The sequence below is a fragment of the Lysobacter sp. OAE881 genome, assembly GCF_040546665.1.
Taxonomy (GTDB): domain Bacteria; phylum Pseudomonadota; class Gammaproteobacteria; order Xanthomonadales; family Xanthomonadaceae; genus Lysobacter_J; species Lysobacter_J soli.
In genome coordinates, this window is the sequence record NZ_JBEPOG010000001.1 from 3,221,360 (window position 1) to 3,243,457 (window position 22,098).

At 67.3% G+C, this 22,098-nt stretch carries 24 protein-coding genes; 15 read left to right on the forward strand and 9 right to left on the reverse strand.

The features are described from left to right. Nucleotides 1–90 precede the first annotated feature (90 nt). Both ABIE51_RS14825 and ABIE51_RS14830 read left to right on the forward strand, forming a co-directional pair. Nucleotides 91–1,056 (forward strand): aldo/keto reductase, encoded by a 966-nt coding sequence (locus tag ABIE51_RS14825; RefSeq protein ID WP_192631283.1) that lies wholly within the window; start codon nt 91–93, stop codon nt 1,054–1,056. A 13-nt stretch (nt 1,057–1,069) separates the two neighbouring features. Then, entirely contained in the window at nt 1,070–2,389 is a 1,320-nt protein-coding gene (locus ABIE51_RS14830) for an NTP/NDP exchange transporter (protein WP_192631284.1), read from the forward strand. A gap of 12 nt (nt 2,390–2,401) precedes the next feature. Here the strand turns inward: ABIE51_RS14830 and ABIE51_RS14835 are convergent, their stop codons facing one another. From ABIE51_RS14835 to ABIE51_RS14845, 3 genes are all read right to left on the reverse strand, one after another. After that, nucleotides 2,402–3,307, reverse strand: a complete 906-nt coding sequence (locus ABIE51_RS14835) for a cyclase family protein (RefSeq protein WP_192631285.1) — start codon at nt 3,305–3,307, stop codon at nt 2,402–2,404. 191 nt (nt 3,308–3,498) lie between these two features. Next, complete coding sequence (locus ABIE51_RS14840) at nt 3,499–4,398, reverse strand: DMT family transporter (protein ID WP_157030789.1); 900 nt, start codon at nt 4,396–4,398, stop codon at nt 3,499–3,501. 48 nt (nt 4,399–4,446) lie between these two features. Continuing rightward, nucleotides 4,447–4,893: a cupin domain-containing protein gene (locus tag ABIE51_RS14845; RefSeq protein WP_354504405.1), complete on the reverse strand. Its 447-nt coding sequence runs from the start codon at nt 4,891–4,893 to the stop codon at nt 4,447–4,449. A gap of 114 nt (nt 4,894–5,007) precedes the next feature. Here ABIE51_RS14845 and ABIE51_RS14850 point away from each other — a divergent pair, with 114 nt between their 5' ends. The 7 genes from ABIE51_RS14850 (at nt 5,008) to ABIE51_RS14880 (ending at nt 10,179) form a co-directional block, all read left to right on the forward strand. After that, nucleotides 5,008–5,895, forward strand: a complete 888-nt coding sequence (locus ABIE51_RS14850) for a LysR substrate-binding domain-containing protein (RefSeq protein ID WP_192631286.1) — start codon at nt 5,008–5,010, stop codon at nt 5,893–5,895. A gap of 113 nt (nt 5,896–6,008) precedes the next feature. Then, nucleotides 6,009–6,437, forward strand: a complete 429-nt coding sequence (locus tag ABIE51_RS14855) for a YciI family protein (RefSeq protein WP_115844804.1) — start codon at nt 6,009–6,011, stop codon at nt 6,435–6,437. A gap of 29 nt (nt 6,438–6,466) precedes the next feature. Further along, entirely contained in the window at nt 6,467–6,877 is a 411-nt protein-coding gene (locus tag ABIE51_RS14860) for a VOC family protein (RefSeq protein ID WP_115844802.1), read from the forward strand. A 51-nt stretch (nt 6,878–6,928) separates the two neighbouring features. Then, nucleotides 6,929–7,333, forward strand: a complete 405-nt coding sequence (locus ABIE51_RS14865; protein WP_192631287.1) for a VOC family protein — start codon at nt 6,929–6,931, stop codon at nt 7,331–7,333. A 32-nt stretch (nt 7,334–7,365) separates the two neighbouring features. Next, a complete protein-coding gene (locus ABIE51_RS14870; RefSeq protein ID WP_157030795.1) occupies nt 7,366–7,791 on the forward strand; it encodes a YciI family protein in 426 nt (141 codons plus the stop codon). A gap of 11 nt (nt 7,792–7,802) precedes the next feature. Continuing rightward, entirely contained in the window at nt 7,803–8,336 is a 534-nt protein-coding gene (locus tag ABIE51_RS14875; protein ID WP_192631288.1) for an SRPBCC family protein, read from the forward strand. Between the two features lie 514 nt (nt 8,337–8,850). Further along, nucleotides 8,851–10,179: an RNA polymerase sigma factor gene (locus ABIE51_RS14880; RefSeq protein WP_192631729.1), complete on the forward strand. Its 1,329-nt coding sequence runs from the start codon at nt 8,851–8,853 to the stop codon at nt 10,177–10,179. On the opposite strand, the gene ABIE51_RS14885 is transcribed toward ABIE51_RS14880, so the two are convergent. The 4 genes from ABIE51_RS14885 to ABIE51_RS14900 form a co-directional block, all read right to left on the reverse strand. After that, nucleotides 10,148–10,516 carry a DUF1428 domain-containing protein gene (locus ABIE51_RS14885; protein ID WP_192631289.1) on the reverse strand — a complete coding sequence of 123 codons (369 nt, stop codon included), beginning with the start codon at nt 10,514–10,516 and terminating at the stop codon, nt 10,148–10,150. The genes ABIE51_RS14880 and ABIE51_RS14885 overlap by 32 nt on opposite strands. A 68-nt stretch (nt 10,517–10,584) precedes the next feature. After that, the gene (locus ABIE51_RS14890; RefSeq protein ID WP_192631290.1) at nt 10,585–11,175 is read right to left on the reverse strand and encodes a YceI family protein; all 591 of its coding nucleotides are present in this window, start codon (nt 11,173–11,175) and stop codon (nt 10,585–10,587) included. A gap of 604 nt (nt 11,176–11,779) precedes the next feature. Then, nucleotides 11,780–12,112 carry a TfoX/Sxy family protein gene (locus tag ABIE51_RS14895; protein ID WP_192631291.1) on the reverse strand — a complete coding sequence of 111 codons (333 nt, stop codon included), beginning with the start codon at nt 12,110–12,112 and terminating at the stop codon, nt 11,780–11,782. 177 nt (nt 12,113–12,289) lie between these two features. Continuing rightward, nucleotides 12,290–14,737, reverse strand: a complete 2,448-nt coding sequence (locus ABIE51_RS14900; RefSeq protein ID WP_192631292.1) for a TonB-dependent receptor plug domain-containing protein — start codon at nt 14,735–14,737, stop codon at nt 12,290–12,292. A 182-nt stretch (nt 14,738–14,919) separates the two neighbouring features. On the opposite strand from ABIE51_RS14900, the gene ABIE51_RS14905 reads away from it, so the two are divergent. From ABIE51_RS14905 to ABIE51_RS14920, 4 genes are all read left to right on the forward strand, one after another. Then, complete coding sequence (locus ABIE51_RS14905; RefSeq protein ID WP_192631293.1) at nt 14,920–15,849, forward strand: DMT family transporter; 930 nt, start codon at nt 14,920–14,922, stop codon at nt 15,847–15,849. 78 nt (nt 15,850–15,927) lie between these two features. Then, nucleotides 15,928–17,244 (forward strand): ExeA family protein, encoded by a 1,317-nt coding sequence (locus ABIE51_RS14910; protein WP_192631294.1) that lies wholly within the window; start codon nt 15,928–15,930, stop codon nt 17,242–17,244. Between the two features lie 4 nt (nt 17,245–17,248). After that, a complete protein-coding gene (locus ABIE51_RS14915) occupies nt 17,249–18,088 on the forward strand; it encodes a general secretion pathway protein GspB (RefSeq protein WP_192631295.1) in 840 nt (279 codons plus the stop codon). A 123-nt stretch (nt 18,089–18,211) separates the two neighbouring features. Beyond that, complete coding sequence (locus tag ABIE51_RS14920) at nt 18,212–18,607, forward strand: DoxX family protein (protein ID WP_192631296.1); 396 nt, start codon at nt 18,212–18,214, stop codon at nt 18,605–18,607. Nucleotides 18,608–19,354: 747 nt separating this feature from the next. Here the strand turns inward: ABIE51_RS14920 and ABIE51_RS14925 are convergent. Both ABIE51_RS14925 and dbpA read right to left on the reverse strand, forming a co-directional pair. Further along, nucleotides 19,355–19,624, reverse strand: coding sequence for a hypothetical protein (locus ABIE51_RS14925; RefSeq protein ID WP_192631297.1), 270 nt, complete (start codon nt 19,622–19,624; stop codon nt 19,355–19,357). Between the two features lie 105 nt (nt 19,625–19,729). After that, entirely contained in the window at nt 19,730–21,136 is a 1,407-nt protein-coding gene (dbpA, locus tag ABIE51_RS14930; protein ID WP_192631298.1) for an ATP-dependent RNA helicase DbpA, read from the reverse strand. An 89-nt stretch (nt 21,137–21,225) separates the two neighbouring features. On the opposite strand from dbpA, the gene ABIE51_RS14935 reads away from it, so the two are divergent. Next, nucleotides 21,226–21,819, forward strand: a complete 594-nt coding sequence (locus ABIE51_RS14935; protein ID WP_192631299.1) for a hypothetical protein — start codon at nt 21,226–21,228, stop codon at nt 21,817–21,819. Beyond that, complete coding sequence (locus tag ABIE51_RS14940) at nt 21,816–22,085, forward strand: GIY-YIG nuclease family protein (protein ID WP_115842366.1); 270 nt, start codon at nt 21,816–21,818, stop codon at nt 22,083–22,085. Before ABIE51_RS14935 ends, ABIE51_RS14940 begins: the two co-directional genes overlap by 4 nt. Nucleotides 22,086–22,098 lie beyond the last annotated feature (13 nt).

Below are 22,098 nucleotides of genomic sequence, written 5' to 3' on the forward strand. Positions count from 1 at the left end.
CGGACCGTGCCGAACGGCACTCCCGTGCGCACGCCCACGACACTATCAACGTCACTATCGACGTTCCTGTCGCCGTGAAGGGAGATCGCCATGACCAGCCGTCGCGAATTCATTTCCACCGCCACCCTGGCCGCCGCGGGCGTCGCGCTCGCGCCGCTCGCCGCCTGCAGCCAGGAACGCCCGCCCGCAACGCCCGCCGCCAGCGCCGCGCCGCCGAAGCCGTTCAGCGGCACGCTGATCACGCGCACGATCCCGTCCAGCGGCGAGAAGATCCCCGTCATCGGCATGGGCACGTCAGGCAGTTTCGAAGTCGGCGCGGATGCGGGCGAACGCGGACCGCTACGCGACGTGCTGCAGGCGTTCGTCGCCGCGGGCGGCTCGCTCATCGACACTGCGCCCACCTACTCCACGGCCGAGGACGTGCTCGGCGACCTCATCGCGCAGACCAACACGCGCGGCAAGCTCTTCCTTGCGACGAAGCTGTCCGGCGTGACCGGGCGCGACGAGGGGCTCAAGCAGTTCAACGATTCGCTGCGGCGCCTGCGCACCGACAAGGTCGAGCTGCTGCAGGTGCACAACCTGCGCGATACGGCGACGCAGATCGCGCTCGCGCGCGAGCTCAAGCAGCAGGGCAAGACGAAGTACACCGGCCTCACGCATTACCGCGAGGACGGCCAGGCGCAGCTCGCCGACGAGATGCGCAAGCACAAGCCCGATTTCATCCAGATCAACTACTCGCCCGTTTCGCGCGGCGCGGAGCAGACCATTTTCCCGCTCGCGCAGGAGCTGGGCTGCGCCGTGATGATCAACCGCGCGTTCGAAGACGGCCGCCTGATCACGCAGGTGCGCGACAAGCCGCTGCCGCCGTGGGCGAAGGACGTCGGTGCCGATTCGTGGGCGCAGCTGTTCCTGAAGTTCGTGCTGAGCCATCCGGCCGTGACGGTGGTGATTCCCGCGACGTCGAAGGTGAAGCACCAGGTCGACAACCTGCGTGCGGGCACCGGCGCGCTGCTGGACGCGAAGCAGCGGCAGGCGCTGATCGCCGCGCTGGCCTGAGCACGAATTCCGCATGAGCCTGTCCGCGCGCATCGCCCGCACCTTCGGCATCACCGAAGCCGAATCCCGTCCGGTCCTCATCGGCGCCACGCTGTTCTTCGTGATGTTCGCCGGCTATTTCATGCTGCGACCGGTGCGCGAGACGATGGGCGTCGCCGGCGGCGTGGACAACCTGCAATGGCTGTTCACCGGGACGTTCCTGGCGACGCTGGCGGCGATGCCGCTGTTCGGGTGGATCGCGTCTAAGGTGCCGCGGCGTCGCATCCTGCCGTGGACGTTCGGCTTCTTCGCGGTGAACCTGGCGCTGTTCGCCATCGCGTTCCAGCGCGATCCGGAGAACGCGTGGATCGCGCGCACGTTCTACATCTGGATCTCGGTGTTCAACCTGATCGCGATCTCGGTGATCTGGAGCGTGTGCGTGGACCTGTTCCCCAGCGCGCAGGCCAAGCGCCTGTTCGCGCTGATGGCCGCCGGCGCGAGCATCGGCGGCCTGGTCGGACCGCTGCTGGGCATCGCGCTGGTGGGGCCGATCGGGCATGCCGGTCTGCTGTGGCTTGCCGCGGCGTTCCTCGTGGTCGGCATCTTCATCGCGCGGCATCTGCAGCGATGGCGCGACGCGCAGCCGGCGGGCGAGAACCTCAGCGCGCAGGCCCGCGCGCGGCCGCTGGGCGGGCATCCGTTCGCGGGCATCACGACGGTGATGCGCTCGCCCTACCTGCTCAGTATTTCGCTGTTCGTGCTGCTGCTGGCGAGCGTGACCACGTTCCTGTACTTCGAACAGGCGCGTCTGGTCGAGATGAAATTCCCCGACCGCGCGGACCAGACGCGCGTGTTTGGCACGATCGACGTGATCGTGCAGAGCCTGACGATCCTCTCGCAGGTGTTCATCACTGGCCGGCTGGTGCAGCGCCTGGGCATGGCGGCGTTGCTGGTCGCCGTGCCGGTGGTGACGATGCTCGGTTTCGTGTGGCTGGCCTTTGCTCCGACCTTCGCGGTGCTGGCGGTGGTGATGGTGGTGCGTCGCGCCGGCGAATACGCCTTCGTGCGACCGGGCCGCGAGATGCTGTTCACCGTCGTGCCGACGGAAGCCAAGTACAAGGCGAAGAACTTCATCGACTCGGTCGTGTATCGCGGCGCCGACGCCGTGAGCGGGTGGGCGAAGGCGCTGGTCGACATGCTGGCGCAGCAGCCGGCGATCGCGGCCTTGCTGGGTGCGGCGATCGCGTTGGCATGGGCGCTGACTGGCGCGGGCCTGGCGCGTGCGCAGGCGCGCGTGGAGAAGGAACCGTTGCCGGAAGGTCTCGACGTGGCGGGCGAAGGACTGCGTCGGTGACGCCGCGAACGGCTAGCCCCGCAGTCGCGCCATCGCCCGCACCGGGAACGTCCCCGCGCCTTTGACCTTCGGCGGCATCGCGCTGAACTCGAAGCCTTCGTCCGGCAGTGCGGCGAGGTTGCACAGGTGTTCGACGATGAGGATGTCCGCGCCCAGCAGGATCGAATGCACCGGGCGCGACTTGCCGCCCTCGCCGTCGCGCGAGGTGTCATCGATGTTCATCGAATCGATGCCGACGAGTTTGACGCCGCAATCGCGCAGGTATTCGGCCGCGTCCTGCGTCAGGAACGGATGCTCGACTGCGTACGCCTCCTCGCGCCAGTACGCGTCCCACCCGGTGTGCACCAGCACCGCGCGCCCGCGTAGTTCGCGATCGCGGAAATACGAGGCGTCGATCGCGCGCACCTGCCGGTGGTCGGCGCGGATCACGATCGTGTCGAGGTCGCAAAAGGACTCCGGCCCGATCTGCGACAGGTCGTGGCCGTGTTCGTAGCGGTGCGACGGGCAATCGAGGTAGGTGCCGGTGTTGGCGACGATCTCGATCGTCGCGATCTGGAATTCCGTGCCCGCCGCGTAGATCTCGCGCGAACGCTCGCGGCTGAGGTAATCGCAGATGCGCGCGGCCGGAAGACCGGGATAGGTCACCATGCCGTCCTCGATGTCGTGGCTGAGTTCGACGTACACGCGACGACTGCCATCGGCCTGCGCCTTGCGCTTGTGTGCCTCGACGATGATCTTCTTGTTGAGGATGCGCGCGGGGCCGACCATCAGCAGGCGCAGGTCGCGCACGATGTAGTCGACGAGCGCGGCGTCGTCGATGTCGTCGCCGTCGATGTCGAGGCGGAAATCCTGCCCCTGGATGCCGCCGCCGTTGGTGAACTGCAGGTCGAAGTCGAAGACGACGCGTTTCTGGGTCATGGGGCGATGAGTCGAGGTCAGGGGAATGGATCCGGTTTTTGCCGGATGCTTCTTTTCGAACGCGGTCTAGCGCTGGATTCCGGCCGTCGCCGGGGTCCTTGGTTCTGATGCGATACGGGCCTGGATCCCGGACTTCGCCGGGATGACGAGCCGGCAAAGGCGAAGCCGCGTGGCGGCTTCGCGCCGGCTCGTCACTTCGAAGCGCGCTGACTGAAGGCCACGCTGCCCAGGATCATCGCGCCGGCGATGCCCATCTTGATCGTCAGCGGTTCGTCGAGCAGCAACCACGCCCACGCGACGCCGAACACCGGGATCAGGTACGTCACGGTGGAGGCGCGGCTCGCGCCGATGCGCGCGATCAGGCGGTAGTACATGACGAACGCCAGGCCCGTGCAGACCACGCCGAGCATGCCGACCGAGAACCACGACTTCGCGGGAATTGCGTGCGTCGGCCAAGTCGCGAGCGCGAACGGCAGCGTCAGCAGCGCCGCGGCGCCGAGCGTCGCCGAAGCCACGGCCGCGGGCGGAAGGCCGGTCAGATGGCGGCGCACCAGGTTGATGCCGATGCCGTACAGGAACGACGCCGTGGCGCCCGCCGCCACCGCCCAGCCCACCTGATCGCCACCGGCGGTCTTGTCGCTCGCCAGCACGACCACGCCCGCGAAGCCGATCACCAGCGCGATGGCGCGGCGTGCACCGATCTTCTCGTGGAAGAACAGCGCGCCGACCAGCGCGGTGAACAGAACGGTCATCGCGTTCGAAATGGCGCCGATGCCGGCCGGCGCACGCTGCGCGGCCCACGCGAAGAGCATGAACGGCGCAGCCGAATTGATCGCGCCGATGATCGCCAGCTTCGGCCACAGCTTCAGCGGGAACTGCGAGCGCGCGCGCAGCAGGAACGGCAGCAGCACCAGCGAGCCGAGCCCGAGTCGCAGCTCGACCAGCGGCATCGCGCCGAAGTCCTTCGCCGCCACGCGCATGAAGAGGAACGAGGCGCCCCAGATAGCGCCCAGCAGCGCGAGTTCCAGCGGCGTCAGCCAACCGCCTTCGCGGGCGTCGGGTAGTGCGGGTGCGGTCACGGCGGTGTTCATCGCAAGCCTCGTGGGGGAGGAAGTGTGGCGCAGGGCCAGCTGCGGGCATCAGCCCTGCGTGGGGTGGTAGCAGTGGGTGATCGATTCGGGGCTGCCGCCGGCCGCGAGGAACGCCGAGTAGCCCAGGTTCATGCCGATGAGCCGCACGCCGGTTTCGGTATGCGGGCGATGGCGGCTGTCCGGCGCGAAGTACACGTACGTGCCGGGGCCGAAGCGCGCCTGCCCTTCGATCACTTCCCCGGCGATGACGTAGTACGACTCGCCGGTTTCGTGGTGATCCAGCACCGGCCACTGCGCGCCCGGCGCCATGTCGACCACCCACACGCGCACGCCGGGGCCGGCGGGCAAGTCGCGACGCGTGCAGCCTTGGCCGATCTGGAGCGCCGGCACGGCGTCGATGGCCCAGGCCTGCATCGCCGGAGGTGCGGGCGCCGGCGCCTCGAATGGAGCGTCGTTCGGGACGTCCTGTGGCCCGGTGTCGTTGGATCGATCCATGCGTTGCTCCGCGATCAAGAGTGTGGCTCAGCCCGAACCGTCATTGTCGTTACGCCACAAGGCCTTACAAGCGCATACTTTCGAAGGCAGACACAAATCAGATTTGAGGCTCATATGGCCCTTCGCGCGGACTGGCTCCCTGCCCTCACGGCGTTCGAATCGGCGGCGCGCCACCAGAACTTCGCCCACGCCGCCGAGGAACTGCACCTCACCGCGAGCGCGGTCAGCCACCACGTGCGCAAGCTGGAATCGCGCCTGGGCGTGGCGTTGTTCCAGCGCCACGCGCGCGGGGTCTCGCTCACCGCCGAAGGCCGCCAGCTCGCCGACGCCGCCGGCACCGCGCTGGCCGACGTGGATGGCGTGCTGCGCAGCCTGCGCGGGGCACGCGATGACGAAGGCCGCGTGCGCATCACCACGCTGCATTCGCTGACCTACACCTGGCTGCTGCCGCGGCTGCCGGCCTTCACGCAGGCGCACCCGCACATCGCGCTGAGCGTGGACACCGAGATCGCCCTGACCCGCTTCGACGACGGCGGCCCGGACCTGGGCATCCGCCACGGGCCGGGCCACTGGCCTGGGCTTACGGCGCATTTCCTGATGGACGAAGCGCTGTTCCCGGTGACCTCACCCGACTACGCCGCGGCGGCCGGGATTGCCTGCGCGGCCGACCTGACGCGGCATCCGCTGATCGCCGACCACGCCCGCCAGGGCTGGCATGACTGGTTCCGCGCCGCGCACGTGCATGGCGCGAAGTTCGAGGAGCGCTACACCTTCAGCGACACCACCGACGCCATGAAGGCCGCCGCCGCGGGGCTTGGTATCGCACTGGCGCGCTCGTGGATCGCCGTGCCGTACCTGCAAGGCGGCGAACTGGTGCGACTGCCCGTGCCGTCGATGCCGGCGCGGTGGGGCTACTACGCGGTGTATCCGGCGCATCGGCGCCTGCGGCCGGCGGCACAGGTGTTCCTCGGCTGGCTGCTGGATACGGCACGGGACGGATAACGACCGGGCGCAGGGCGCGCAAAAAAAAATCCGGGACCGTGTCGATTTCCCCCGCGTCCCTTCGTCGTCTCCACAGATGCGCGCAAAACGCGCGCCAAAACGGAGACACGACAATGAAGTTCATGGTGATCGTCCATGCCACGCCCGAAAGCGAAGCCGGCGCGCCGCCAAGCGCCGAACTGATCGAGCAGATGGGCCACTACAACGAGCAGTTGGCGAAGGCCGGCGTGCTGCTCGACGCCGCGGGGCTGTACGCCAGCTCGCACGGCGCGCGCGTTCGTTTCGACGGCGATCGTCGCAGCGTGATCGACGGCCCCTTCACCGAGTCGAAGGAACTCATCGCCGGCTACTGGCTGTTCCAGACGGCGTCGCTGCAGGAAGCGATCGAATGGGTGAAGCGCTGTCCGAATCCCGATTGCGGCCCGAGCCAGATCGAAATCCGCCAGGTCTACGAAGGCCACGCCTGCGGCGGTGAAGTCACGCCGGAACTCAAGGCGCAGGGCGAACGCATCCGCGCGCAGATCGACGCGCGCGCCCAGTAATCGCGGTCCAACACAAGGAAGCCGCCACGATGAAGATCAACGCTTACCTGTCTTTCGACGACCAGTGCGAAGCCGCGTTCCGCTTCTACCATCAGTGCCTGGGCGGAACGCTCGAGCAGCTCAGCCGTTTCGGCGACACGCCCGCCTGCGACCACGTGCCCCAGTCGCATCGCGACCGGATCATGCACGCGCGGCTGGTCGTTGGCGACCAGGCGATCATGGGCTCGGACTCGGTGCCCGAGCATCCGTACGAAGGCATCAAGGGCGTGTCGATCGCCATCAACGTCGATTCGGCGAGCGAAGCCGAACGCGTGTTCGCCGCGATGAGCGAAGGCGGCCACGTGATCATGCCGCTTGGCCCCACGTTCTGGGCCGCGCGATTCGGCATGTTCGTCGACCGCTTCGGCGTGTCGTGGATGGTGAACTGCGAGAAGGAATGATCCGCTCGCGCCCCCGTTTCGAACCTACAGAACACCACACAGGAACAGACCATGTCGACCCAGATCTTCGTCAACCTTCCCTGCCATGACCTTCCGAAGGCCAAGGCCTTCTACGAAGCGATCGGTTACAGGAACAACCCGCAGTTCACCGACGACAAGGCGGCCTGCATGGTCGTCGACGACACCATCCACGTGATGCTGCTCACGCGCGAGTTCTTCGGCTCGTTCGTGAAGAAGCCCGTCGCCGATACGCGACAGGTCGTCGGCGCGATCAACTGCCTTTCGCTGGACAGCCGCGAAGCCGTCGACGATATCCATTCGAAGGCGGTGAAGGCTGGCGCGAAGTCGGGCGGCGATCCGCAGGACATGGGCTTCATGTACTCGCGCGCGTTCGAGGACCTCGACGGAAATCACTGGGAATTCGTGCACATGAGCGGCATGCCGGACCCGGCCTGATTCCACGCATCCATCGAACAGGAGACACGACCATGCGCTTTATGATGCTGATGATCCCCAAGGGCTACGAAGACGCGACGCCCGGCACGATGCCGCCTGCCGACCGCGTCGCGGCGATGATGAAATACAACGAATCGCTGCAGAAAGCCGGGGTATTGCTTGCGCTCGATGGCCTGCATCCGCCGTCGATGGGCGCGCGCGTGAGCTTCGAGGGCGGTCGCCCGCATGTCACCGACGGTCCGTTCGCCGAGGCGAAGGAAGTGCTCGGCGGCTACTGGATGATCCAGGTGAAATCGCGCGAGGACGCCATCGCGTGGGCGTCGCGTTGCCCGGGTTCGGAGAACGAGGTCATCGAGATCCGCCAGGTGCAGGAGTTCGACGATTTCCCCGCCGACGTGCAGGAAGCGGCGGCCGGCTTCGAACAGATGCAGCAATCCACCCAACGGCCGAAGAACTGAGGACGTCGCGCATGTGGAAGATCATCGGACTCATCGTGCTGGTGGCCATCGCAGGCGTGCTGGTATTCGCCGCGACGCGTCCCGACACGTTCCGCATCGAACGCAGCATCGTCGTCAACGCGCCACCGCAGCGCGTGTTCGAACAGGTCAACGATTTCAACCGCTGGCGCGCATGGTCGCCGTTCGAGACGCTGGATCCCGCGATGAAGCGCGAGATCGCCGGCGCGCAGTGCGGCACCGGCGCGGTGTATACGTGGGATGGAAACTCGAAGGCCGGCGCGGGGCGCATGGAGATCGTCGAGTCGGTGCCTGCGTCGAAGGTCGGCATCAAGCTCGACTTCACGCGCCCGATGGAAGCGCACAACACGGCCGAATTCGTGATCGTCCCCGAAGGAACCAATGCAAGCCGCGTCACCTGGGCGATGCACGGTCCGCAGCCTTACATCGGCAAGGTGATGTCATTGGTATTCAGCATGGACCGCATGGTCGGCAAAGACTTCGAGCGCGGGTTGGCGAATCTGAAGAAGCTGGCTGAGCAGGGGTAAAGAACCTTCAGCCCGTTCTTTCCATGCGCATCAACGCGCCCTCTCCCACGGCGTTGAGCCCCTCTCCCTTCGGCGACCGTACAGCGCTGCGCTGTTGCGCTTCCAGAACATCAAGATGGATTCCAGCTTTCGCTGGAATGACGGTGCTCTTAGCCCCTCTCCCGTCGGGAGAGGGGTTGGGGTGAGGGGTAACGGAGCGAATACGGTGAACAGTCATTGCCGCACAGCGCTGCGCTGTTGCGCTTCCAGAACATCCGAATGGATTCCCGCTTTCGCTGGAATGACGAGCAAGGAGTTGGATGCCGTGACAGCCTGGATCCCGGCCTTCGCCGGGATGACGTCCATTTGGAGATGACGTCCATTTAGGAATGACATCCACTGCAAGACGAGGCCCGTGGCAGGACTGACATTTCCTTAACCCCGACAACCCCCTCCGCGCCTCGGCACACACCCCGCCGCAAAACACACTCCCCGCACTTGCACCGCACAGCCCGCGATGCTCTCATCCGTCGCCATGACGGCGACCGACATCCATCGCACCATCGATGCTGTGTGGCGCATCGAATCCGCCCGGCTCATCGCCTCGCTCGCGCGCATGTTGCGCGACGTGGGGCTGGCCGAGGAACTGGCCCAGGACGCGCTCGTCGCGGCGTTGGAAAAATGGCCGGAAAGCGGCGTGCCCGACCAGCCCGGCGCGTGGCTCATGGCCACCGCCAAGCATCGCGCGATCGACCGCCTGCGCCGCAGCAAGCTGCAGCGGCGCAAGCACGAGGAGATCGCGCGCGAACTCGAAGACGAACAGGCGCACGCGGACGACGCGCACCTGGACGCGCTCGACAACCCGTTCAACGACGACCTGCTGCGGCTGGTTTTCACCGCCTGCCATCCGGTGCTGCCGACGCACGCACAGGTCGCACTGACACTGCGCCTGCTTGGCGGCCTGACGACGGACGAAATCGCGCGCGCCTTCCTCGTGCCCGAACCGACCATCGCCCAGCGCATCGTGCGCGCCAAGCGCACGCTCGCCGAAAAGCAGGTCCCGTACGAAATGCCGCGCGGCGACGAACTCAACGAGCGTCTGGCGTCGGTGCTCGCGGTGATCTACCTGATCTTCAACGAAGGCTACGCTGCCACCGCGGGCGATGACTGGATGCGCCCCGGCCTGTGCGAGGACGCGCTGCGCCTCGGACGCATGCTTGCGGAGCTGATGCCGAACGAGCCGGAAGTGCATGGCCTCGTCGCGCTGATGGAAATCCAGGCATCGCGTTCGGCCGCGCGCGTCGCGCCCGACGGCGAGCCGGTGCTGCTGCTGGAACAGAACCGCGCGCGGTGGGACCAGTTGCTGATCCATCGCGGGCTGGCGGCGCTCGATCGCGCGCAGAAGCAGAGCGCCGCGCGCGGCACAACGCCGGGCGGCCCGTACACGCTGCAGGCCGCGATCGCCGCGTGCCACGCACGTGCGGTCACGGCAGATGAAACCGACTGGGCCGCGATCGTCGGCCTGTACGGCGCGCTCGCGCGCATCACGCCGTCGCCGGTGATCGAGCTCAATCGCGCGGTGGCTTTGTCGATGCTGTTCGGTCCCGAATCGGGCCTCGCGGTGGTCGATGCGCTGACCGACGAGCCGGCGTTGAAGGACTATCACCTGCTGCCAGCGGTGCGCGGCGATCTTCTGAAGAAGCTCGAACGCTGGGGCGAGGCACGCGATGCGTTCGAGCGCGCCGCGCAGATGACGCGCAATGCACGCGAACAGGCGCTGTTGCGCCGGCGCGCCGCCGAGTGCGAGGCGGCGGCCGGCGCGGACGACGCGGTTATTCCGCCGTCATCGAAACGATCGGCTTGAAGCCGCCCCAGAACATGCGCTTGCCGTCGAACGGCAGCGACTTGGGATCCATGCCGGCCAGGCGCGGGTCCTTCATCACCTGCGCGTTGATCTTGTCGCGCTGCCTGCGCGACTTGTAGACGATCCACGAAAACACCACGACCTCGTCCTGCTTGAGTTTCACCGCCTGCGGGAAGGAAGTGACCTTGCCGGGCTGCACGTCGTCGGCAAGGCACTCGTGGTATTCCAGCGCGCCGTATTCCAGCCAGATCTTGCCGGCCATGCGCGCGAGCTTCTTGTAGTCGTCCACCTTGTCGCGCGGGACGGGCAGTACGAATCCATCGACGTAGAAAGCCATCGTTCACTCCTGTGGTGTCGCGGCGGGAAGCCGCAGCTTGGGGGAAGCGGTGTTAGCGGAACGGAAAATCAGGGCTTGCGCGTCGCCTCGACCTGGATGCGCAGCGACACGGTCATGTCGAAGCCGTAATCCTTGCCGGCGTCGATGCCGAACGCATCGCGCTGGAAATCGCCGTAGGCATCGGCGCCGCAGAGCTCGCGCTTGTTCAGCGGATGCGGGATGCACTTGAAGCGCCTGATCGTCAGGTCCACGGGCCTGGTCACACCGTGCAGCGTCAGCTCGCCCTTCACGCGCGTCGGTGCGCCGTCGCGGAAATCCGCGAGCGTGCCCTTGTAGGTGGCCTGCGGAAACTTCGTCGTGTCCAGCAGCGTGTCCTTGCGCGCCTCGGTGTTCATCGCGTCCAGGCCGTAGTCGACGCTGGCGGTGTCGATGACGACGTTGACGCTGCCGGTCTGCTTCTCGCGATCGAGCGTGATCTCGCCGCTGCTGCGATCGAACTTGCCGCGCCACACGGAAATGCCCATGTGGTCGGCTTCGAAACTGGGAAACGTGTGCGCAGGATCGATCTCGTACACGGCCGGTGCCGCGACGGTGGCCGCGGCGGACAGCGACAGCGTCACGGCGAGCAGGAGCTGCGGAAACGGCTTGCGGATGGACATGCGATTCCTCGTCAAAGGCGGCCGCGGTTGGCGGCCTTCATGGGTTCGACGAATGGGGTGGTCGGAAATCGACATCGGCCCGGCGGGCCGGATTTGAGCCCCTCTCCCCTCGGGAGAGGGGTTGGGGTGAGGGGCAACGGAGAGGCAGCGGTGACCCGTTGCTGCCGCGCAGCGCTCCGGTGTTGCTTTCCGCAACGCATGCGGAAAAGCCCAATGGATTCCAGCTTTCGCTGGAATGACGGTGAGGTGGTTCGCCGCGACCGGAGTGCCCGTGCGTTACAGGCCTGGATCCCGGCTTTCGCCGGGATGACGGTTGAAGCCCCTCTCCCATAGGGAGAGGGGTGGGGTGAGGGGCAACGGAGAGGTGGCGGTGACCTACCGGTGCCGCACAGCGCTGCGGTGTTGCTTTCGCCTGCTGCCGTGCTGAAAAACCAAATGGATTCCAGCTTTCGCTGGAATGACGGCGAGGCGGTTCACCGCACCGGAGTGCCCGCGCGTTAGAGGCCTGGGTCCCGGCTTTCGCCGGGATGACGGCTTCTTTTGCGCTCCTGCCGCACTCACCGTATGACGGGCCTTTTGTCCTGCCCGCATCCTGAAGCGGCAACTACCTCCCCCGCCCCGCCCGATGCGCCGCCGCGCGCGCCAGTTCCGCCCACGGCCGCATCGCCTCGGCCGAATCCATTGCGAACTCGGGGACCGACCAGTAGCTCAGCGTGATCGGCTCCGCCTGCCCCAGGTACACGTACGGCTCGCAGCCGGCGGCTTCGAAATGCAGGCGGGTTTCGGTGTCGACCTTGAGGTACAGCGCCTCCCCCATCACCACGCCGATCAGTTCACCGTCCAGGTACACGCCGTGTCCGCCGAACATCGCGCGCGTGGACACCGCGCCGAGGGGATCGAGCAGGTCGTGGACGTGGGCGAGGAAGGCGTTGGGCATGCGTGGTCGGCGATGGCAGTACGAGCGGAACGTGGCGGGCACCTCGCCCTCACCCCTGCCCCTCTCCCGCAAGCGGGAGAGGGGTTACTGCGAGGGCCTCTCCCGCAGGCGGAAATGGGTTGCTGCAAGCTCCCTACCGCGCGCGGGAGAGGGACCTGCACGGTGCTCAAACTCCCATCAGAACTTGTGCCACAACCGCACGTACCACGCGGCGCCGTTCAGGCCGAACTGCACGCTCTCGTAGATGTGGCCGTTGTCGGTCTCGTCGGGGTTCTGCTTCGTCGGGAAGGTATCGAACACGTTCGAGCCGCCCACGGTGAGCTTCGTGTTCCCGGCGAAGGCGTAGCTGACGCTGACGTCGGCCGAGGCCTTGCTCGCGTAGTGCTGGTTCGGCACGCCTGCCTCGGTGCCGGAGAACGTGCCCAGTTCCTGCTCGCCGAAGTAGATGCCCTTCGCGCTGGCCGACCACGAACCGCGCGTGTAGTCCACGCCGAGCACCGCCTTGCTGCGCGGCGCGCCGTTTTCGATGAAGAGGCGATCGCGCTCGGGCAGCAGCGTGTCCTCGCGGCCGGCCAGCGCCGGCGGCGTGTTCACGCGCGTGACTTCGGTCTTGTTCCAGTTCGCGCCGAGGTAGGTGCTCCACTTCGCGTCGGCCCAGTCGAAGTCGTAGGTGACCGTGAGGTCGGCGCCTTCGGTCTTGGTGTCCACCGCGTTGAAGAAGAAGCGCGCCAGGCCGACGTCCATCGCTTCGAGGATCGGCCCGATCGCAGGGTCGCTGGTGTCGAAGTCGCCGCTGAGCACGACGCGGTCGTCGATGTCGATGCGGTACAGGTCCAGCGTCAGCGACACGTTGTCGCGCGGCGTCCACGTCAGGCCCAGCGTGGTGCTTTCCGAGGTTTCCTCGGTGAGGTTCGGCACGCCGGCAAGGGCGGCCAGTTCGCTGTCGTTGGAGGCGATCACCACGTCCACCGGCTCGCCGCTGATGAAATCGGTGATCGTGGAGGAGAAATACTTCTGCTGCAGCGACGGCGCGCGGAAGCCCGTGCTCACCGAACCGCGCAGCATCACCGTGTCGGTCGCGCGGAAGCCGGCGGCGATCTTGCCGTCTAGCGTGCTGCCGAAGTCGCTGTAGTCCTCGTAGCGAACCGCGTAATCCATCATGAAGCGGTCGGTGAAGTTCACTTCCACGTCGACGTAACCGGCGGTGCTGTCGCGCGACTTGTCGGTGACGTCGCCCGGCTGGAAGCCCGGGAAACCCTGGCTGCCCGGATTGCCGCCCTCGCCCGCGCCGTCGTAGTCCAGGTACGAGCCTTCCTCGCCCTCGCGGATGCGGTAGCGCTCTTCGCGCTGCTCCAGGCCGAAGGCGACGTTGACGCCGGCCAGCGCGCTGTCGAAGTAGCGCGAGACGTCGAAGTTGCTGGTCTTCTGCTGGAACGAGAAACCGCCCGCGTCGAAGCTGGTCGGGCTGATGCCCGCGCCGCCGTTCAGCAGGTCGAGGTTCGCCAGCGAGGCGTTGAGCGTGCCGTTGATCGTGTAGCGCAGCTCGTTGTAGCCGTAGGTGTGCGACAGGTCCCAGTGCCACTGCGACACGTCGCCGCGCAGGCCGAGGATGCCGTAGCGGTCTTCGAGCACGCCGTCGATAAAGGGCACGAAGCCGTCCGGGTACATCGCTTCGGAGTTGCGCGACGGGATGTCTTCCGAACCGATGCCTTCGCGCGCGAACGCGGCCGAAGACGCATCGCGCGACTGCATGCCGGCGGTGAAGTAGACCTCGGCGGCCTCGCCCAGCGGCGAATCGCCGTTGAGGTACACGGTGCGGTTGGTCACCTCCGAGTCGCCGATGATGCGCGGGCTGCCCTTGGGCACGGAGCGGTCGGAGCGGCCGCGGTCCTGCCATTCGCCGGTGACGGCGAACATGCCGCCGGTGGCCAGTTCCGCGCCGCAGTAGGCGGTGGCAAGCCAGTTCTCGCCGTCGCCGCGGGTGTATTCGCCATAGCCGGCGACGGCCTCGCAGCCCTTGCTGCGCTTGAGCGAGATGTTCATGACGCCGGCGATCGCGTCGGAGCCGTACTGCGCCGCGGCGCCATCGCGCAAGACTTCGACCGCGTCGATCGCCATGAGCGGGAGCGAATTGAGGTCGGTGCCGGTGTTGCCGCGGTTGCGCGCGCCGTAGATGTTCACCAGCGACACGGTGTGGCGGCGCTTGCCGTTGACCAGCACCAGCGTCTGGTCGGAGCCCAGGCCGCGCAGCGCGGCGCCGTCGATCAGGTCCGCGCCGTCGGCGCCGGTCTGGCGAGTCGAGGTGAACGACGGCGAGGCGTACTGCAGCGTCTGCGCGAGGTCGAACTGCGCGCCTTCCTCGACCGCCTGGTCCATCGGCAGCACGTCGACCGGCGACATCGAGGCGGTATCGGACGAGCGCTGGACGCGACGCGAACCCAGCACGGAGACGGTGTCGAGCGTCTTGGCGCGGGCGTCCTCCGCGCGCTCCTCGGCCGGGGTCTGGGGCTCGCCGGTGACCGGCGGCGCCTGCTGCGCGGCGGCCGCGGCGCTGACCAGCAGCCCGCCTCCAAGCCAGAGGGCGGTCGTGACTGCGTTGAACAGACGGCTGCGGTGCTGGCTCATGGGCACTCCCTGCGGTGGCGGATGGCCCCAGCCTAAAACGGGTTGTTAAGAATTTGCTAGGGGTTTCGCCTGACTCGGCAAATACCGTGCCGCCCGTCCGGTTTCGACAGCCGCCTTGGGAGGCACACCGCCCCCGCCACTGCGGCGACAATGCGCACCCGTCCCGCCGCGCATCGCCCCGCATGACCCCGACCCGCAAGGCCCACCTGCAAATCCATTTCTGCGTGCTGCTGTGGGGCTTCACGGCGATCCTGGGCAAGCTGATCACCCTGCCCGCGCTGCCGCTGGTGTGGTGGCGCATGTTGCTGGTGGTCGCGGCGCTCGCGCTGGTGCCGCGCGTGTGGCGCGGGCTGCGCGCGATGTCGGGCCGCACGATGCTCGCCTACGCCGGCATCGGCGCGCTGGTCGCGCTGCACTGGCTCACCTTCTACGGCGCGATCAAGCTCTCGAACGCCTCCGTCGGCGCGACCTGCATGGCGCTCGGCACGGTGTTCGTGGCGATGATCGAACCGTGGCTGACGCGCACGCGGTTTTCCAAGCGCGAACTCGCGCTGGGCCTGATGGTGCTGCCCGGCGTGGCGATGGTCGTCGGCGGCGTGCCCGCGGGCATGCGCGCGGGCATCGCGGTGGGCGCGGTGTCGGCGCTGCTGGTGGCGATCTTCGGCTCGCTCAACAAGCGCATGGTCGAACACGGCGATCCGCTGACCGTCACCGCGCTCGAACTCGGCGCCGGCGTGCTCACGCTGAGCCTGCTCGCGCCGCTGATGCCGCTGGTGTTTCCGGCGTTCGCCGGCCCGCTGCTGGTGACGCCGTCGACGCACGACGCCTGGCTGCTGCTGGGCCTGGCGCTGGCCTGCACGCTGCTCCCGTTCAGTCTGTCGCTGGTGGCGCTGCGCCACATGAGCGCCTTCGCGCAGCAGCTCGCGGTGAACCTGGAACCGGTCTACGCGATCGTCCTGGCCGCGCTGCTGCTGGGCGAGCAGCGCGAACTGACCACGCTGTTCTACGTCGGCGTGGTCATCATCCTCGCCGCCGTGTTCATCCATCCGCTGCTGGGACGGCCGCATCGCGTCGATCCGGAGCTGCTGGGCACGGCGGAAGCCAAAAGCTGACGCGGGGTTGCGGCCGGCGGCGACCGCTGCGGGCCGTTTCTCGCTTACCCTGACGCCAACGCCGCCAGACCGTCGCCCATGTACCTGGAGCACTACGGCCTGATCGAGCCCCCCTTCTCGATCACGCCGGACCCGCGCTTCGTCTTCCTCAGCGAACGCCATCGCGATGCGCTGGCGCACCTGCTGTTCGGGATCACGCAGGGCGGCGGCGGCGGCTTCGTGCAGCTGACGGGCGAAGTGGGCACGGGCAAGACGACGCTGTGCCGCCTGCTGCTGGAACAAGTTCCCCAGCTCGAATCGACCACGCCCACCCGCGTCGCGCTGGTGCTCAACCCGCGCGTCACGCCCGTCGAACTGCTCGAATCGATCTGCGAAGAACTGCACATCGAACTGGAAGGCCGGCGCGGCAGCACGAAGGCGCTGGTCGACGCGCTCAATGTCTACCTGCTGGATGCCTACGCGCAGGGCCTGCGTGTGGTGCTGGTGATCGACGAGGCGCAGAACCTGTCGGTCGAAGCGTTGGAACAGGTGCGCCTGCTCACCAACCTGGAAACACCGACGCAGAAGCTGCTGCAGATCGTGCTGCTGGCGCAGCCGGAACTGCGCGCGATGCTCGCACGCGAGGACATGCGCCAGCTCGCACAGCGCATCACCGCGCGCTTCCACCTGACGCCGCTGAACGCGTCGGAAACCGGCGAATACCTGCGCCATCGCTACCGCGTCGCCGGCGGCACGCGGTTTCCGTTCGATGCGTCGGCCGTGAAGCGCATCCACGTGCATTCCGGCGGCGTGCCGCGGTTGATCAACGTGATTGCCGAACGCAGCCTGCTCGCCGGTTTCGCGCACGACGTGCCGATGCTGGATGCGCGCTGGGTCGATCGTGCGTCCGCCGAAGTGCTGCCCGCCCGGGTGCGCCGCACGCGACGGTGGCTCTTCGCGGTGCCGGTCGCCGCGCTGTTGCTGGCGTCGATGGGCATGGCCGCATGGTGGTGGCCGCGCGCGCCGGTACAGGCGAAGCCCGCGACGACGCCGGTCGTGCCGACGAAGCCGGTGGTCGTGACGAAGCCGGCGGTCGTTTCGCCCGTTGCGAAGCCCGATCTCGCGCAACTGGATGCGGAAGCCTTCGCCGCCGCGTTGCGCGACGCGCCGCTGAAGCCCGGCGCGAGCGGCGCGGTGGTCGAATGGATTTCGCGGCGCCTGCATCCCGCCTACCTAGCAACATCCGGCGCGCCGGCGGTATTCGATGCGGCGATGCAGGATGCGGTGCGGCGTTTCCAGCGCGATGCGGGCCTTTCCGCCGATGGCGTGGTCGGCCCGGCGACGCTGATGGCGCTGGCCGCGCACGAGGCGCCGGTTCGAACCGCCGCGCTTGAATCCGATACGGGAGCGCAGTGACGCGATGTCGTTGATCCTCGACGCCCTGCGCAAGTCCGAAGCGCAACGCCGACGTGGCGAGATGCCCGACCTTCGTGCAGAACTTCCGCCCGCCGCGCGCAATGTCGCGCCGCGTCGCCGCTGGCCGTTCTGGTTCGCCGGCATCGCGGTACTGATTGCGATCGTCGCGCTGGGCTGGGGGTTCTGGAACCGCACGCCGGACGCGCCACCAGCAGTAGAGGCTGTCGCGATTCCGGCCGATGCACCGCCTCCATCGGACACGGCGGAGCTTCCCGTCGAACCGGTCGTGGTCGCCGCGCCGCCCGCCGCCTCGCCGCTTCCGAAGTCGAAACCGCTGCCCGGCGCAGAACCGGAACCGACCCAGCCGGTGGAAGACGACGTCTACGCCGCGGCGTCCGCCGCCTACCCGCCGCCGACGGCGCAGACGCCGACCGCAGCCACACCGACGGACGCAACGCAGCCGGAGCCGCCTGCGACGCAGGTGCCTGCACCGGCGCGCCCGAACGACCGGTATCAACAGGCCATCGCCAATGCCGCGACGGCCTCGACGCCGCGCACGCCCGCGGCCACGCCGGCGCCCGTCGCGCCGCTGCCGGCTCCCCCGCCCGCCACGGGCGCGCCGGTGCGGCTGTCCGATCTGTCGCCGGGCGAACGCGAACAGCTGCCCGCGCTGAAGATCAGCATGCACATGTTCGGGCCCACGCCCGCGCAGCGGTTCGCGATCATCGATGGCGCCCGCGTCGGCCAGGGCGACCGCGTCGGCGAGGCGGTGGTGGAGGAGATCGCCGCGGACGGTGTGGTGCTCAACTGGCACGGCCGCCGCGTCGCCCTGCCCCTGCGCTGACGGTTGCGCCGGACGCGGCGGCAGCGGACGATCCGCCTGTTCCTTCCAAGCACGCCTTCAACGCACGACTCCGCAGCACGCGAATCCAGAAAAGCACGCACGTCCAAACAGAGGGGGTACCGCATGAACGGCAGCACCCAGCAAGACGCAGGCAAGCTGATCCTCCGCATCGCGCTCGGCGTACTGGTTTTCCTGCATGGCCTGAGCAAGCTCGAAGGTGGCCTGGACGGCATCGTCGGCCTGGTCGAAACGCAGGGCTTTCCCGGCTTTTTCGCCTACGGCGTGATCATCGGCGAGGTGATCGCCCCGCTGCTGGTCATCACCGGCTTCTTCTCGCGCATCGGCGCGATCCTGATCATGATCAACATGCTGTTCGCGCTGTACCTGGTGCATCTGGGCGACATCGGGCACCTCAACCAGCAGGGCGGCTGGGCGATCGAGCTGCAGGTGATGTTCCTGGCGACGGCAGCGGCCATTGCGCTGTTGGGGCCGGGGAAGTGGGCGTTCAATCAGAGGTGAGGTTTACGGTCGGTTGCAGCGGTGTTCTGCTGCAACCGGCTTTTACCTGCTGCCGGCTTTTAAGCAAGATCAAAAGCTTCCGCTCGTGAACGAGCGGGTTACTTTTGTTTCGGCAAAAGTAACCAAAACCACTCGCTCCTGACGCGATCCGCCGCTACGCGACGGTTCCCTGCGCTCCTCACTGGAAAGGGAGCGCCGCGCGAACTCGCTGCGCTCAGACAGCGCGCGGCTCTTCGTCCCTTTCCAGCTCCGGTGCTCGGCTCGCTTTAAGTCGCTGGCAGATCACGAGCGTGAAGCGCAGAGCCAAAGCAGGAGCGCAACGCGCAAAGCCAGGTCGTCATCCCGGCGAAGGCCGGGATCCAGGCCCGTACGCTCGGGCACACTTCAACAACAAACGATCACATCGTCATTCCAGCGAATACTGGAATTCATTTGTTGTTGCTTCCGCTTGGTGGCGAAGAGCACCGCGAGTGCCATCGTGAACGCTCGCCCCAACCCTCACCCCAACCCCTCTCCCGGTGGGAGAGGGGCTAAAACGCGCACCGTCATTCCAGCGAAGGTCTGAATCCATATGATCTTGCTGTTGCTGTTGCTGTTGCTGTCGAACAGCCTATTCGTCGCTAGCCCCGAAGGGCGCCGCACAGGATGTGCGGCGGTGAGCGCTGAGCCATGGATGGCGAATCGCGAACGCGCCCTTTTGCTTTCCGGTCGTAGGACTGGGTTGGACTTGTACGCACTTTCTTTGGGTTACTTTTCTTTGTGCGAGCAAAGAAAAGTGACCCGAGCGCCGCAGGCGATCGGAAGCTTGGATTGTGATTCTTCTTTGCTTTGCCGGGCTACCGGAAAGCGTGGAAAGTCCCTGGATGGTGCCGCCATGCGGCGGCCCAGAAGCGGCCCGCCTTCGCGGGAATGACGAGCAACAGCAACAGCAACAGCAACGGCAACGGCAACGGCGGCGGCGGCGGCAAGATCAAGATGGATTCCAGCTTTCGCTGGAATGACGGTGATGTGGTTCATCGCCGTCGGAGTGCCGGATGTTGTGGGCCTGCGTCCCGGCTTTCGCCGGGATGACGATGAACGGCGGCATGACGCGTGAGGTTGGCCGAACGACGGCCAGCCGGCTCACATCCGGTTGACCCGGAACTTCCGCCCCTTGATCTTCCCCTCTCGCAAACGCGACAGGGCGTGCGTCGCCTGCCCGCGCGCCACTGCCACGTAGGAGCGCGTCGGGAACACGTCGATCTTGCCGACGGAATCGGCCTTCAGGCCCGCGTCGCCCGTCAGCGCGCCGAGGATGTCGCCGGGTCGCAGCTTGTCGGTGCGGCCGGCGTCGATGCGCAGCGTCACCATCGCGGCAGGCGGCACGTTGTTCGGCTTGCCGGAAAGCGGCGTCGCCTTGAACCAGTCCAGCGGCGCGTCCTGCCGTTCCTCGATCGCCGACACGCGTCCCTGTTCGCGAGGGCCCACCAGCGTCAACGCGAGGCCATCGCGTCCGGCGCGTCCCGTGCGGCCGATGCGATGCACGTAGGTGTCCGCATCGGAGGGCACGTCGAAGTTCACCACCATCGCCAGTTCCTTCACGTCGAGGCCGCGCGCGGCGACGTCGCTGGCGACGAGCACGTTGCAGCTGCGATTGGCGAACTGCACGAACACTTCGTCGCGATCGCGCTGCTCCATGTCGCCGTGCAGCGCGAGCGCGGTGAAGCCGTAATGCGACAGCGAGCCGGCGACCTCGTCCACGTCGCGGCGCATGTTGCAGAACACGACGCACGATTCCGGTTTCTCCTGCAGCAGCAGCGCAGCCAGCAATTGCACCTTGCGCGCGGGATCGACCTCGTAGAAACGCTGTTCGATCGCGGCATGACGTTCGCCGCCCTCGACCGTGACTTCCACCGGATCGCGCAGCATCGCGCGGCTGATCTCGCGCACGGCATCCGGGAACGTCGCCGAAAACAGCAGCCCCTGCCGCGACGCGGGCGTGGCGCGGACGATCTCGCGGATGGGTTCCTCGAAGCCCATGTCGAGCATGCGATCGGCCTCGTCGAACACGAGCGTGCGCACGTTCTTCAGGTCCAGTGCGCGCTTGCGCAGCAGTTCCTGCAATCGGCCCGGCGTGCCGACGACGATCTGCGGCGCGTGCTGGGCCAGCGAATCCAGCTGCGGCTGCAAGGGCATGCCGCCGCACAGGATCGACAGCTTGAGGTTCGGAATCGCGAACGCGAGCTTGCGCAGCTGGCGGCCGACCTGGTCGGCGAGTTCGCGCGTGGGGCACAGCACCAGCGCCTGCGTCGCAGTGGACGCCGGATCGAGGCGGTGCAGCAGGCCCAGGCCGAAGGCGGCGGTCTTGCCGCTGCCGGTAGGTGCCTGCGCGATGAGGTCGCGGCCGTCGAGGATCGCCGGCAACGCCTGCGCCTGCACCGGCGTCATCTGCGTGTAGCCCAGCGCCTGCACGCCCTGCAGCAGCGCGGGCGTGAGCGGGAGGCGGTCGAAGGCGGCCGCCGGGGCCGCGGTGTCGGGGGAATCGGTCATGCCGCCATGATCGCAGCTGCCGGCGTGAATGCGCCACGCGGCGGCGGTGTTTATCCTCGCGGCATCGGCTACAGGCCCTCGCACGCGCCATGGAAACGACCGTCGCCGCCAGCGATCCGCAGTTCGCGCACATCCGCATCGTGCTGGGCATCGTGCTGGGCCTGGCGCTCACCACCCTGCTCAAGGGAATGGCGAAGTTCGTCCAGCACCCGGGACGCGAGCGCATCTACGGCGTGCACCTGGGCTGGGCGCTGTCGATGTTCATCCTGCTGGTGCATTTCTGGTGGTGGGAATTCGGGCTGGTGCGCGTGCACCCGTGGAGCTTCACGTCCTACGCGTTCCTGGTCCTCTACGTGGTGGTGCTGTTCCTGCTGTGCACGCTGCTGTTCCCGGACGACCTGGCCGATTACAGCGGGTGGCGCGATTACTTCCAGTCACGGCGCAGCTGGTTCTTCGGGATCATGGCCGCGCTGTACGTGATCGACTTCGTCGACACGCTGATCAAGGGCAAGCCCTACTACGAGCACTTCGGCGTCGAATACCCGATCCGCAACGCGCTCATGGTCGTACTCAGCCTCGTCGCGATGAAGGTACGCAGCGAGCGGTTCCACCGTGCGTTCGTGATCTTCGCGATCGTCTACGAGCTGTCGTGGATCTACCGGCTGTACGATTACCTGCCATGAGTTCCGACGCCGACATCGCCGCGCCCTGGTACGTCTACCTGCTGGAATGCCGCGACGGCAGCCTGTACACGGGCATCACGACCGATGTCGCGCGGCGCTACGCGCAGCATCTGGCGGGAAAAGGCGCGCGCTACACGCGCTCGCGCCCGCCGGTGCGGTTGCTGGGGCAGTTCCCGCATCCGGACCGCGCATCGGCCAGCCGCGCCGAACACGCGATCAAGCAGCTTCGCCCCGAGCAGAAACGCGCGCTCTGCGCGGGCGCATGAGCGTATCCTGAGC

Bases quoted from the DNA above. Each gene is read 5' to 3' on its own strand.
- ABIE51_RS14825 (WP_192631283.1), top strand. From the start codon at position 91: ATGACCAGCCGTCGCGAATTCATTTCCACCGCCACCCTGGCCGCCGCG.
- ABIE51_RS14830 (WP_192631284.1), top strand. From the start codon at position 1,070: ATGAGCCTGTCCGCGCGCATCGCCCGCACCTTCGGCATCACCGAAGCC.
- ABIE51_RS14835 (WP_192631285.1), bottom strand. From the start codon at position 3,307: ATGACCCAGAAACGCGTCGTCTTCGACTTCGACCTGCAGTTCACCAAC.
- ABIE51_RS14840 (WP_157030789.1), bottom strand. From the start codon at position 4,398: ATGAACACCGCCGTGACCGCACCCGCACTACCCGACGCCCGCGAAGGC.
- ABIE51_RS14845 (WP_354504405.1), bottom strand. From the start codon at position 4,893: ATGGATCGATCCAACGACACCGGGCCACAGGACGTCCCGAACGACGCT.
- ABIE51_RS14850 (WP_192631286.1), top strand. From the start codon at position 5,008: ATGGCCCTTCGCGCGGACTGGCTCCCTGCCCTCACGGCGTTCGAATCG.
- ABIE51_RS14855 (WP_115844804.1), top strand. From the start codon at position 6,009: ATGAAGTTCATGGTGATCGTCCATGCCACGCCCGAAAGCGAAGCCGGC.
- ABIE51_RS14860 (WP_115844802.1), top strand. From the start codon at position 6,467: ATGAAGATCAACGCTTACCTGTCTTTCGACGACCAGTGCGAAGCCGCG.
- ABIE51_RS14865 (WP_192631287.1), top strand. From the start codon at position 6,929: ATGTCGACCCAGATCTTCGTCAACCTTCCCTGCCATGACCTTCCGAAG.
- ABIE51_RS14870 (WP_157030795.1), top strand. From the start codon at position 7,366: ATGCGCTTTATGATGCTGATGATCCCCAAGGGCTACGAAGACGCGACG.
- ABIE51_RS14875 (WP_192631288.1), top strand. From the start codon at position 7,803: ATGTGGAAGATCATCGGACTCATCGTGCTGGTGGCCATCGCAGGCGTG.
- ABIE51_RS14880 (WP_192631729.1), top strand. From the start codon at position 8,851: ATGACGGCGACCGACATCCATCGCACCATCGATGCTGTGTGGCGCATC.
- ABIE51_RS14885 (WP_192631289.1), bottom strand. From the start codon at position 10,516: ATGGCTTTCTACGTCGATGGATTCGTACTGCCCGTCCCGCGCGACAAG.
- ABIE51_RS14890 (WP_192631290.1), bottom strand. From the start codon at position 11,175: ATGTCCATCCGCAAGCCGTTTCCGCAGCTCCTGCTCGCCGTGACGCTG.
- ABIE51_RS14895 (WP_192631291.1), bottom strand. From the start codon at position 12,112: ATGCCCAACGCCTTCCTCGCCCACGTCCACGACCTGCTCGATCCCCTC.
- ABIE51_RS14900 (WP_192631292.1), bottom strand. From the start codon at position 14,737: ATGAGCCAGCACCGCAGCCGTCTGTTCAACGCAGTCACGACCGCCCTC.
- ABIE51_RS14905 (WP_192631293.1), top strand. From the start codon at position 14,920: ATGACCCCGACCCGCAAGGCCCACCTGCAAATCCATTTCTGCGTGCTG.
- ABIE51_RS14910 (WP_192631294.1), top strand. From the start codon at position 15,928: ATGTACCTGGAGCACTACGGCCTGATCGAGCCCCCCTTCTCGATCACG.
- ABIE51_RS14915 (WP_192631295.1), top strand. From the start codon at position 17,249: ATGTCGTTGATCCTCGACGCCCTGCGCAAGTCCGAAGCGCAACGCCGA.
- ABIE51_RS14920 (WP_192631296.1), top strand. From the start codon at position 18,212: ATGAACGGCAGCACCCAGCAAGACGCAGGCAAGCTGATCCTCCGCATC.
- ABIE51_RS14925 (WP_192631297.1), bottom strand. From the start codon at position 19,624: ATGAACCACATCACCGTCATTCCAGCGAAAGCTGGAATCCATCTTGAT.
- dbpA (WP_192631298.1), bottom strand. From the start codon at position 21,136: ATGACCGATTCCCCCGACACCGCGGCCCCGGCGGCCGCCTTCGACCGC.
- ABIE51_RS14935 (WP_192631299.1), top strand. From the start codon at position 21,226: ATGGAAACGACCGTCGCCGCCAGCGATCCGCAGTTCGCGCACATCCGC.
- ABIE51_RS14940 (WP_115842366.1), top strand. From the start codon at position 21,816: ATGAGTTCCGACGCCGACATCGCCGCGCCCTGGTACGTCTACCTGCTG.